Genomic DNA, 12,058 nt, shown 5'->3' on the forward strand with positions numbered 1-12,058 from the left:
CCTCCTTAAAGTGATTAAGTTATATTATAGAAGGTTTATCTAAAGAAAGGAAGTTTAAAACCGCCTTTTCCTTTTTTACCTTTCTTATTTAACTGTTTCATATTAGACATTTTCTTCATCATTTTTTTCATTTCATCAAATTGCTTTAAGAGCTTATTGACTTCCTGAACTTTTGTTCCACTACCCATAGCGATACGCTTACGGCGAGAACCATTGATGATTTTTGTATTTCTTTTTTCTTCTGGTGTCATGGCTCTAATAATAGCTTCGATATGTTTGATTTCTTTACCATTCATATCGATATCCACATCACCGAGTTTTTTCTTAAGTCCACCCATACCAGGTATCATACCTAAGATATTTTCAAAAGAGCCAAGCTTTCTCACTTGATTTAATTGAGATAAGAAATCATCTAATGTAAATTCATTTTTGCGGAAAGCTTTTTCCATTTTTTTTGCTTCTTCTGCATCAAAAGCAGTCTGTGCCTTTTCAATTAAAGTAAGCACATCACCCATACCTAAGATACGAGAAGCCATTCTATCTGGATAAAATGGTTCTAAGGCTTCTAATTTTTCACCAGCACCCACAAATTTAATAGGGCAACCTGTAACAGCTTTAACGGAAAGCGCCGCACCACCGCGAGCATCCCCGTCCATTTTAGTTAAGATAACACCATCTAAACCTAAATCATTATTGAAGCTTTCTGCTACATTAACTGCATCTTGACCAGTCATTGCATCAACTACTAATAAGATTTCATGCGGTTTTACATCTTCTTTTATAGATTTCAACTCTTGCATGAGGTTTTCATCTATATGAAGTCGTCCTGCTGTATCGATGATTACAATGTCATTAGCATGAGATTTTGCATAATCTATTGCTTCATTAGCGATACGCACAGCATCTTTACAATCTTCTTTAGCAAATACTGGAATATCAATTTGATTACCGAGTATTTGTAACTGCTTGATAGCTGCTGGACGATAGATATCTGCTGCAACCATCAATGGGTGTTTGCCTTGCTTTTTAAACATCAAACCAAGTTTACCAGCAGATGTTGTTTTACCTGCCCCTTGAAGACCTACCATCATGATGATTGTAGGAGCTTTTGGTGAAATGTTTATATGACTTTGAGTCTGCCCCATCAATGCTGTTAACTCTTCGTTAACAATTTTAATAACAGCTTGTGCAGGTGTCAAGGACTCTAAAACTTCTTGTCCTACTGCACGTTCTTTTATTTTTTTAATAAAATCTTTAACTACTTTAAAGTTTACATCGGCTTCTAATAAAGCTATGCGAATTTCTCGCATGGTAGCATTAACATCATCAGCTGTTAATTTACCATGACCACGCAATTTTTTAAAAGTCTCTTGCAAACGATCAGCTAAATTTTCAAAAATCAAATTTATGCCTCCTTGCTATCATTTGTTAACACAGAAATACGTCTTATTATATTATTAAGCCTGTTATCTTCTGATTCCTGCTTTAATGCTAATAAATCAGATAAAATTGACAAAAGCTCTGTTTTTTCTTTTGTCGAACGGGCTGCCAAACCTAATTTATCTTCATATTGCTGCATGATTTGCTCACTGCGACGCAACATGTCATAAACAGCTTGACGTGAAATTCCTAACTCTGTACTTATCTCTGATAGTGAAAAATCTTCGAATAAGTGCATTTGTAGACAACGTTTCTGTTTGTCAGTTAGCAAAGCCCCATAAATATCAAATAAAGCGCTCATGTGCAAAAACTTTTCTAACATTTAAACCACCTGAGCTTTCATTATTCACCAAAACTAATTATGTCCTACGACTTTGACTATTATATATGACAAAAAATAACCTGTCAAGTATTTTTACTTGTCAGGTTATAAATTTTATTATTTATTTTTATCTGCTCAAAACTTCTTGATTTACCATTACTTTTGCTGATGTAGTTTCTTTCTTAACTATTTTAATTGGCTGTTTATCTACAACACTGATAATCAAAAAGCTGATTATACAAATAATCCATTCAAAATAAATTACATGTGGCAATACATGTATCTGCGGTACAAATTGCCATAAAACCAACCCTATCAAACCTACAACAGTAGTGTAAAATGCTGAATTTTTACGACAAAGGCTAGGAGCAAATACAGTAAATAAAAATACCACAGTAAATGCAGTAGTCAAACTTAAACCAATCATCATAGTTTTTAAAATTCCCACTGCATTAAATGCTAACCATAAAGTAGCAAGACCTACTAATAATATAACTAAACGATTTACTTGCAAAAATTTTGCAGTTGTTACTTGTGGATTAATAAAACGTTTATAAATATCCTGAGAAATAAGTGTGCCTGCACCTAATAATATTGTACAAGCAGTGGAAACATCTGCTGCCCATAATGCTGCAAGTGTTATCCCTGAAACTACAGGATCTAAGCTCATAATGATTTGAGGAAGTGCCATAGTTGGATTAATATCTGGATATTGAACTTTAGCTGCTAAACCTAAAATAGCTGATAAAAAGCCAATTGGAAAAATCAATGCTCCACCTAAAATAAAGCCTTTTTTTGCTGTTTTAGCATCTTTTGCACCGCAGGCAATCTGTACAGTTCCCTGTAATGTGAGTGCTTGAGATATCATAATTAAAATCCAACCCAATACTACAGCTAAACCTAAGCCACCAATAGGACTAAACCAAGAAAAATCAACTACAGGTAAATTATTATTAATATTTACAAGACCACCATTATTATCTACGACAGAAATAGTTGAATATAAAATTCCTAAATAAATCAAGCTAACGCTTATCATATTGGACATACCAGAAGACCACAATCCACCCACAACAGTGATACCGATGAAAACTATAGCACTCATTATCATGCCTGTTTTCATAGAAAATATATCTGGCATAAGTGTTGATAAAATTGCCCCGCCTGCTACATATTGAAGCGAAGTAATACAAATAAGAATGATTGCTAAACCAATTGCACTTATAAGACGACCTTTTTTATCATAATAACGTTCAAACAATTCTGGTATCGTAGAACAACCCATTTGTCTATATTTTCCTGCGGCTAAAATTCCCATAACCACAGCACCAATAGCCCATGCTCCATTGTACCAACCAGCTGCTATTCCTACCTGTGTTGCATTTTCTGCCACACCAACAGTAGAAGCAGCCCCTACAGCAAGACCTGTTACATTAAAAGCAATAAGTGATGTAGATAATTTTCTTCCTGCAAATAAATACTCCATAGGATTTTTATTAGCGCGATGTTTTACATAAAAAGATATTGCAAATAATAATACTACATATAGACAGACTATCATTAATTGAATAGACATAGTTTTCATCCTTTCTTATGATGTTAATCAAAATTTTTACTTTAACATCAATCTTTAAATTACTGCAGATTAAATTTTAATTTGTCAAAAACTTAAGTATTATTATCAGCTGATATAAGTTTAAAATAAATTCATCTAACTAAAAAAGCATACAAAAAAGCTCGCCCCTATATAGGGACGAGCTGTTATAACCCGTGGTACCACCCAATTTGCTTTTTTAGCCACTCATTCGGATACTAACATATCCTAGCCCATGATAACGGAGGCACTCCGACAAAACTTACTTAATTAATCTCAATTATTATAATTGTTCAGCCTTGCAACTCTAAGGTGTATTTCAATTTAATTCACTACTATGTCCCACCAAACCATAGCTCTCTGCAAGCTTCATAAATCTACTTTTCCTCTTCACTGTTTTTATCTGTCTATTACTATAACAATAAAATTCATATTTGTCAATGATTATTTATTGTAAACTTGTAAATTAAATGTGTAGTTGTAAATTTATTTTAATTTACTGCTCACTAACTCATGTGTGCGGAAAAAATTATATATAGATTTTGCTATTTGCTCGCTAATTCCTGGTACCGCCATCAATTCATCAACTGAAGCATTTTTTATATTTTGTATCGTTTCAAAATGGTCAAATAAACTTTTTCTTCGCTTAGCACCAATTCCAGAGATATTATCTAATATAGATATTTTATTGCGTTTTGTTCTAAGTTTACGATGATAAGTAATAGCAAAGCGATGAGCTTCATCTCTTATACTTTGCACTAAATATAAAGCATCTGATTGTCGTGGCAAAATAACAGGCTCTGATGATTGTTCTGTAAAAATATATTCAAATTGCTTAGCAAGCCCTACTACAGGGACGCTATAATGACCTGCTCCACGAATAATTTCCAAAGCCGAGCTCAATTGACCTTTACCGCCATCAATGATTATCAAATCTGGTAAATCATTTTTATCAACGCCTACATATCTGCGAGTAGTTACTTCCCTCATCGACATAAAATCATCTGGTTTTCCTTCAGTAGAATTTATCTTAAATCTGCGATAAGAATTTTTATCTGGCTTGCCATCTTGAAATACTACCATAGAAGCTACTGTTTCTGAACCTTGAATATGTGATATATCAAAACATTCCATACGCATCGGTGGCTTTGGTAAATTTAAATATTTTTGTAAATCATAGACAGCACCTAAACTACGAGCCTTCATATCTTTTAATTTTTGCTCTTGCTCTAATAAATATTTTTCTGCATTTTCTTTTGCCATCATCAAAATATCTTTTTTCACACCACGTTTAGGCAATAAAATTTTGGTCTTTTTCTTCTTTTCTGCCCAAAGCCATTCTTGCAATAATTCTATTTCTGCTATCTCTTCTGGTATCAATATTTCTTTAGGAATGTCCACCGCGTCATTATAATATTGCTTCAAAAAGGCTGTTATCAAATTTTTTTCATCATCATCTTCATCATTTAATAAAAATTGATTGCGACCTAACATTTTACCATTGCGAATAAAAAATATCTCTATACAAATTCCATAATTAGCTCTAGCAATACCGATAGCATCTATATCACCATCATCTAATAATATCTTTTGTTTTTCCATTATCTTGCGCACAGCTAATAATTGGTCTCTCAATCTAGCAGCTTTCTCAAAATCTAAATTCTGTGCTGCCATCTGCATTTTTTTCGCTAAATTCTGCTCTACAACTTCACTTTTACCTTCTAAGAATAAACATACGCCATCTACCATATCTTTATAAGTATCTTCATCAATATAATTAGCACAAGGAGCTAAACATCTTTTTATATGATATTCTAAACAAGGTCTATCTGCTAAATGCTTGCAAGTTCGCAAAGGGAATAATTTACGCAATAAATTTAAAGTTTCCTTCATTGCTGTAGAACTTGTATATGGGCCAAAATATCTTGAGCCATCTTTGATAAGGCGACGGGTAGTTACTATTCTTGGATATTTTTCATTTAAAGTAATCTTTAAATAGGGATAAGTCTTATCATCACGAAGCATAATATTATATTTAGGATGATGTTTTTTTATCAAATTACATTCTAAAATCAATGCTTCTAATTCATTATCTGTAACTATTGTTTCAAAATCTTCTATATGTGACACCATAGCAATTGTTTTTGCTGAATGATTTCTACTCGATTGAAAATATTGTCGCACACGATTTTTTAAATTAATCGCTTTACCTACATATATAATCTGTTTTTGCTTATTTTTCATCAAATAAACACCTGATTTTGTAGGCAATAATTTTAATTTTTCTTGTAATACTTCATTAATCATCATTTTATATTCTCTTTAATCTAATTATATTTATTATTTATATTAAAACTCATTGCATTTTTAATTTTAAAGCCAAAATACCCAAATATTCACGAATAGCCATACAAGATGTATTCAAACTACCATTATTAGGTAAGAAATTAAAAATACTAAAGACTAACTCATCACTCATTTGATAATCTGCTACATATGGCGTAGCTTCAATTCCTTCACGTGCAAATATTTCCATTGCTCTTGGTAAGTGAAAACCAGATGTGATAACTAATGGCTTAGTAAAATTATATTCTTCCATTATAACCTTACTATTTTGCACATTTTCCACTGTATTTCTACTCTGATTTTCTAATATCAAAGCTTGCGAATTTATGCCCATACCTTCAAATATACGCTTTTCAATATCAGCTTCTCTTCCTGTATCTTCAAACACCTTTCCGCCAGATAAAATAATAGGAATATCTAATTCTTTTTGTAATCTCATAACTGTAATCATGCGATTAGCTACATATCCTGAAACTTGCCCTTCGCCATCAATATCTGCTACATTTATCGCACCGCCACCTAGCATAATTATCACATCATTTTTATCTTGTTTTAACTGTTCAATAGTTTTATTTTGATAAAAATTCTCCAATGGCTTAACTAAATGATAAGCTATAAAATTTGTAGATAATAAATAAAACAATAAAGTAATCATGCTTAAAATATATTTACCTTTAATCTTTTTCCAATATAAATAAATATTAAATAAAATCAGAAGTGATATAATTCCTCCCGGTGGAATTATAAAAGCATAAAAAATCTTGACTAAATAAAGCATAAATATACCTCCTATAACGTACTTTTTCCCCTAAAAATTATAAATATAACAAAATCATCGTTAATTTCTTCATTAATTTTCATTGTAAAAATATCTATTATTTGTTATAACAGTATATAAGGAGGGGATTATCATCGAAATTTCTCTAGAAACAATTCAACAGACAGACGAATTAGTTCATCAACTATATCAAACAACACGTGCTATGTCAAAAAGTGTAAACCGTGCATTATACAGTACAAATATCTATGGTTCTGAATGGACTATTTTAAAAACAATTCACGATCAAGGCACTATGACACAGACAGCACTTGCTAACTATTTAAATATTGAACCTGCTGCAATCTCTAAAACAATTCGTCAGCTGATGAAAAAAAATCTTATCATGCGTCAAAGTGGTGAAGATAAACGCGAAAAATATATTTATCTCACACCATTGGCGATTGAACAATATAATGAATGGTTTGAAGTTATCGCTCAAAATTGTCGCCGAGTATTAGAAGCTGTCAATGTAGAAGAACAAAAAATACTAATGGATTTATTGAGCAAAATAAAAAATAAAGTCAATGATGACATTTAACTTTTAAAACATAATTATCATAAATAGTATAAATAATAAAGAAGGGCATTATCTTATAAAAGTTAATGCCCTTTTTATTTATCATTTTGTAGCTGCGCGAATAATTGATTGTGCAACTTCTTTTATTGTTTTTCGTTTTGCCATACTATATTTTTGTATTCTACGATAAGCTTCACTTTCAGACAAATTATAAGCATCCATCAAAATACCTTTTGCTCTATCTAATAATTTTCTCATTTCTAGTGAATTTTTTATATCATCTAATTCACTTTCTAATTGTTTAATCTCATTAAATCTAGATAGTGCAATTTCTATTGCTGGAAACAAATTACTTGGCTTTATTGGTTTTACCAAATAAGCTAGAACACCTGAATTCTTAGCTTTTTCTACAATGTCTTTTTGGCTAAAAGCTGTAAGCAAAATAACAGGAGCTAATTTTTGGTCAGAAATTTTCTTTGCAGCTGTAATCCCATCCATTTCTGGCATTTTTATATCCATAATCACTAAATCAGGTTTTAATCGCTGCGTTAATTCTATAGCCTTTAATCCATTAAAACATTCTCCAACGACTTCATGCCCAGCTTCTTCTAACATTTCTTTCAAATCCATACGAATAATCGACTCATTATCAGCAATCACAATTTTTAACTTAGACATCCACTTCACTCTCCATTAAAAATTTATAGGGAATAGCTATCTTGGCATGAACCCCATTATCATTATATAAGTCAAAAGAACCATTCATATCTCCTTCAATTAAGGTTCTCACAATTTGAAGTCCTAAAGATTTTGTCGGTAAATCAGAAAAATTCTCTGGTAAACCATTACCATTGTCATACAATTCTATTATATAGGCTTCATCACTTTGACTTATTTTAAGACCAATTTTACCATAATTTCTGCCTAAAAATCCATGCTCAATTGAATTTAAAATCAATTCATTTATGATCAAAGCTAAATTACTAGCTTGTTTTGATGGTAAAATTATTGTCTCTCCAATGAATTCTGTCTCCAGTTTAAAATGACTATCTAACATATTTTGCTGGATTAATTGCAAAATATTTTTTGTTACTTCCATTACATCTATATTTTCATCACCTTGTTGTGATAAAAATTCATGTACAACTGATATACTTAAAATACGATTTACACTTTCTCTCAAAGCCTCTTTTACTTCCATTGAATTTGAACGTCTAGCCTGTAATCTAAGCAAACTAGCAATCGTTTGTAAATTATTTTTTACACGATGATGTATTTCTTGTATCACAGCTGATTTTATTTTTAATTCTTTATCTTTTTTTCGAATTTCAGTAACATCAGATAAAATCACTATACGTGTCAATAAATTTCCTGCTTCATTTATTGGAATATCTCTTCTAATTAATACTAAATTGCCAACTTCAATCTCTTTTTCATAAGGGCATCTTGGTAAAATAGTTTCTTTTTTAATATGCAAAGTCAACTGTCTATCAAAAAGATGACAACCTAATAAATTACTAACACCTAAAACATGATATATTCTAGAAGCTACCATATTAGCAAAAATAATGCGTTCGTTTTTATCTGTAATGATAATACCATCACGCGAAGAAATTGATCTATACATTTTATTATCTGTTTTTTTAGGTGCATTTTCCAAAATAATAAAAGCAGTTTTCAAAAGACGAGTAAAACCTCTTGTTTGTGCATCTTCATAATTTATTTCAAAACAAATAACAGCTATTACTTCATAATCAACGACAATTGGTATAGTATACATTTGATGGAATTTACCAAAATCTAATTCTCTTTGACCTTCATATTTTGATTTAAATTTAATACTTTTTTCGATTAAAGGTTCTTGTACTTTAGGAATTTCTTTTCCTATTAGTGAATGTTTTATTGGATTATATGTAGTATGTGGTTCAAATTCAGATATAACCGTAAAATAATTTTCTTTTTTAGAAAATGTATACATAGCTACATGTGCATGCACTAAATCAGCAACTAAAGGTAATGCAGCATTAATCTTTTGCAAAAAATTAGCTTTCATAGCGGATAAATTAGTAAATTGTCTACAATTATTTAAAAAAGACATTATTTTCACTTCACTTTCTTTATTTTATTCTTTTATTAAATTTTATAAAGAAAAAAGGAGACCTATCGTCTCCTTTGTATTAAATTAAATTATGTTTAATTTAATTTATGTAATTATAAAACTCTACGTGCTCCAATATAGCAAGATGCCCAATAAGAACTACTTAAAGAATCGACAACTACTCCACGGCTAGAAGAAGCATTAATAAAGTTACCATCACCCATATAGATACCTACATGAGATGCTCCATAAGTATAAGTAGAGAAAAATACTAAATCACCAGGCATAAGGTTATCATAAGATACTGGTGTACCTATTTCAAATTGTACATCTGCTGTACGTGGAAGAGAAATACCAGCTGTAGCAAAAACATAACGCGTAAAACCAGAGCAATCAAAACCGCTTGGAGTTGTACCACCAAATACATATGGCACGCCAATATAATTCAAAGATGAATTAATGATACGTTTTGCAATGTAATTAGAACTACGGCTTACTACAGGCATGTTACGTCCCATCAATGCTTGATATGTCATAGCGCCAACTAAACCATCATTATCCAAACCATTAGCTGATTGGAATGCTGCCACTGCAGCTTGTGTAGCTGGACCGAAATCTCCATCTGCTGTTACATCATAACCCTGACTTGCCAATGCTGCTTGAATTTCAGCGATTTCTGCACCTTGGTCTCCTAAACGGAAAGAAGATGCGCTAGCAATAGCACTCATACAGATCAAACACAAAGATAAAACTAAAACACGGACAACTTTACTCAAAAAAAAGACTCCTCTCAAAATCGCCTACGAGGTTAGCTGACGGGTTAGGACAGAGAAGGAAAGACTATCCATCTAAAATTTCAGTAAATTCTACCAAAACAAATTAGATTCACCCCAAAAAATTGGTTCTCCCGCTCCTGAGCTGGATTCGGCTTTCTATTTTTATTTTTTTATTACGCTCATAATTTATATTCTACACTATTTTATTAAAAACCTCAACCTATAATCAATAATTTTTATCATTTAGTTTAGTTCCTATATAATAATTAAACTAATTTCAACTGTTTTCATTATACTTAAGAAATTTTTTATTTAATTAAACAAAAGACATTGACATTTTGTCTAAATAGTGATACATTCTTAATTAGAAGTTAGCACTCACTATTATAGAGTGCTAACAATAGGGGTGAAAGAAATGCTAGATGAAAGAAAGCAACGCATTCTCCGAGCCATTGTAGATGACTATATATCTACTGCAGAGCCAATAGGCTCCCGAACAATTGCTAAGAAATATAGTTTGGGAATTAGCCCTGCGACAATTCGTAATGAAATGGCAGATTTAGAGACACTTGGTTATATCAAGCATCTCCATACCTCATCTGGGCGTATCCCCTCATCAAAAGGTTATCGTTTTTATGTTGATGACTTATTAACATTAGAACAAATGTCGGAGAATGAGATATCTCTTATCAATAATTGGTATGCTACTAAAGTACGTTCTGTTGAAGAAATTTTCCGTGAAACTTCACGTATAATCTCTCAACTGACAAAAAATGTATCTTTAGTTTTAGCTCCACAATTAACGCAAACAGCTTTTCAGTATTTGCGATTTTTACCACTTAATGAACATCAAGTAATAGCTGTCATCATGACAGATGCTGGTTTTATTGATAATAAAATTATCGATATTCCAAGTGGTGTTTCTTTTGAGGATTTTGATAATATCGCTAGTATCTTTAATCATTATCTCAAAGGTAAGCGTCTATCAGATATTAGTATGGCATCAATTCGCAAAATTCGCGGTGAAACTGTTAATTCCACAGTTTTCAATGCTATCATTAATATTATAGATGAAGCATTAGTCAAAGATAAGCAAGAACGACTTTATCTAGGTGGTGCTAGAGAATTGATGGAACAGCCTGAATTTCATAATATAGATAAAGTAAAAAAACTTTTATCTATGTTTGAAGAAAAACAGCTTTTATATGACATTTTACATGCACAAAAAGATGAAAGTTTAGCTGTTACCATTGGTCAAGAAAATAAATATAATGATATTAAAGATTGCAGTATTATCAGTGCCACATATCATTTAGATGGTAAACCAATTGCCACATTAGCTGTTTTAGGTCCAACACGTATGGATTATGGTAAAATAATTTCTTTATTAAAATTTATGAATGCTAATCTTGCTGATATTTTCCATAGATTTCATTTGTAATCTATAAAGATTAAACTATTTATTATTATAAGAAGGTGGTTGATTCATGGCTACTCCAGAAGAAACTAAAGAAACTATGCAGACTGAAACGACTTCTGATAATGAAGTTAAAGAAACAGTAGAAGAAACTACTAATGAGACTGCTGTAGAAAATGATGAAGCAACTTTTGATACAATAAAAAAAGAACTTGAAGCTCAAAAAGAATTATTACAGCAAAGCGAAGACCACTATAAAAGATTGCAAGCTGATTTTGCAAACTTCCGTCGTCGCAATGAAAAAGAACGTGAAGAATTATCTAGTGTAGTACTTCAAGGATTAATTAAAGATTTATTACCTATCATTGATAATTTTGAACGTGCTTTAGCTGTTGAAGGAGCTGCTGGTACACCTCTTCACGATGGAATTTCCATGGTTTACAACCAATTAATGGAATCTTTGAAGAAAAATGGTCTTGAAGTTATTAAAGCTGCTGGTGAAAAATTTGATCCGAATTTCCACCAAGCTGTAATGCGCGTTCAAGATCCTGAAAAAGAAGATGATACCATCGAAGAAGAATTCCAAAAAGGTTATATGGTACAAGGTCGAGTAATTCGCCCAAGTATGGTAAAAGTTGTAGCTAATTAATCATTTAATTAACTATAATTAATATAAAATATTTTATTAAATTGCATAACACTTATATTTATATATAGATGTTTTTAGG

Annotated in this window: 11 protein-coding genes, 1 riboswitch and 1 other annotated feature; of the genes, 3 read left to right on the forward strand and 8 right to left on the reverse strand. The window is 31.4% G+C overall.

What is annotated here, in order from left to right; all coding sequences use genetic code 11:
- Nucleotides 1-35: 35 nt before the first annotated feature.
- The 5 genes from ffh to AC5LAX_RS09540 all read right to left on the reverse strand — a co-directional run bounded on the left by ffh (nt 36) and on the right by AC5LAX_RS09540 (nt 6,480).
- Nucleotides 36-1,403: a signal recognition particle protein gene (gene ffh, locus AC5LAX_RS09520; RefSeq protein ID WP_288908949.1), complete on the reverse strand. Its 1,368-nt coding sequence runs from the start codon at nt 1,401-1,403 to the stop codon at nt 36-38.
- Nucleotides 1,404-1,405: 2 nt separating this feature from the next.
- The gene (gene ylxM, locus AC5LAX_RS09525) at nt 1,406-1,762 is read right to left on the reverse strand and encodes a YlxM family DNA-binding protein (RefSeq protein ID WP_008538282.1); all 357 of its coding nucleotides are present in this window, start codon (nt 1,760-1,762) and stop codon (nt 1,406-1,408) included.
- Nucleotides 1,763-1,889: 127 nt separating this feature from the next.
- Nucleotides 1,890-3,338: a sodium:solute symporter family protein gene (locus tag AC5LAX_RS09530; protein WP_204920826.1), complete on the reverse strand. Its 1,449-nt coding sequence runs from the start codon at nt 3,336-3,338 to the stop codon at nt 1,890-1,892.
- 170 nt (nt 3,339-3,508) lie between these two features.
- Nucleotides 3,509-3,759, reverse strand: a binding site (T-box leader).
- Between the two features lie 83 nt (nt 3,760-3,842).
- On the reverse strand, nt 3,843-5,660 hold the full coding sequence (gene uvrC, locus AC5LAX_RS09535) for an excinuclease ABC subunit UvrC (RefSeq protein ID WP_353888852.1): 1,818 nt from the start codon (nt 5,658-5,660) through the stop codon (nt 3,843-3,845).
- Between the two features lie 52 nt (nt 5,661-5,712).
- Nucleotides 5,713-6,480, reverse strand: a complete 768-nt coding sequence (locus AC5LAX_RS09540; protein ID WP_288908951.1) for a YdcF family protein — start codon at nt 6,478-6,480, stop codon at nt 5,713-5,715.
- Nucleotides 6,481-6,685: 205 nt separating this feature from the next.
- Here AC5LAX_RS09540 and AC5LAX_RS09545 point away from each other — a divergent pair, with 205 nt between their 5' ends.
- Complete coding sequence (locus tag AC5LAX_RS09545) at nt 6,686-7,060, forward strand: MarR family winged helix-turn-helix transcriptional regulator (RefSeq protein ID WP_051081841.1); 375 nt, start codon at nt 6,686-6,688, stop codon at nt 7,058-7,060.
- Between the two features lie 81 nt (nt 7,061-7,141).
- Here the strand turns inward: AC5LAX_RS09545 and AC5LAX_RS09550 are convergent, their stop codons facing one another.
- The 3 genes from AC5LAX_RS09550 to AC5LAX_RS09560 form a co-directional block, all read right to left on the reverse strand.
- Nucleotides 7,142-7,717 (reverse strand): ANTAR domain-containing response regulator, encoded by a 576-nt coding sequence (locus tag AC5LAX_RS09550; protein WP_117976802.1) that lies wholly within the window; start codon nt 7,715-7,717, stop codon nt 7,142-7,144.
- A complete protein-coding gene (locus AC5LAX_RS09555; RefSeq protein ID WP_288908952.1) occupies nt 7,710-9,137 on the reverse strand; it encodes a histidine kinase N-terminal domain-containing protein in 1,428 nt (475 codons plus the stop codon). Before AC5LAX_RS09555 ends, AC5LAX_RS09550 begins: the two co-directional genes overlap by 8 nt.
- Nucleotides 9,138-9,250: 113 nt before the next feature.
- Nucleotides 9,251-9,913, reverse strand: coding sequence for a C40 family peptidase (locus AC5LAX_RS09560; RefSeq protein ID WP_018998925.1), 663 nt, complete (start codon nt 9,911-9,913; stop codon nt 9,251-9,253).
- Between the two features lie 6 nt (nt 9,914-9,919).
- Nucleotides 9,920-10,077: riboswitch (cyclic di-AMP (ydaO/yuaA leader) on the reverse strand.
- Between the two features lie 251 nt (nt 10,078-10,328).
- Between AC5LAX_RS09560 and hrcA the strand changes: the two genes are divergently transcribed.
- Nucleotides 10,329-11,354: a heat-inducible transcriptional repressor HrcA gene (gene hrcA / locus AC5LAX_RS09565; protein WP_288908953.1), complete on the forward strand. Its 1,026-nt coding sequence runs from the start codon at nt 10,329-10,331 to the stop codon at nt 11,352-11,354.
- Nucleotides 11,355-11,400: 46 nt separating this feature from the next.
- Nucleotides 11,401-11,979, forward strand: a complete 579-nt coding sequence (grpE, locus tag AC5LAX_RS09570) for a nucleotide exchange factor GrpE (RefSeq protein WP_008538292.1) — start codon at nt 11,401-11,403, stop codon at nt 11,977-11,979.
- Nucleotides 11,980-12,058: the final 79 nt, after the last annotated feature.

It is taken from the genome of Megamonas sp. (genome assembly GCF_986095205.1).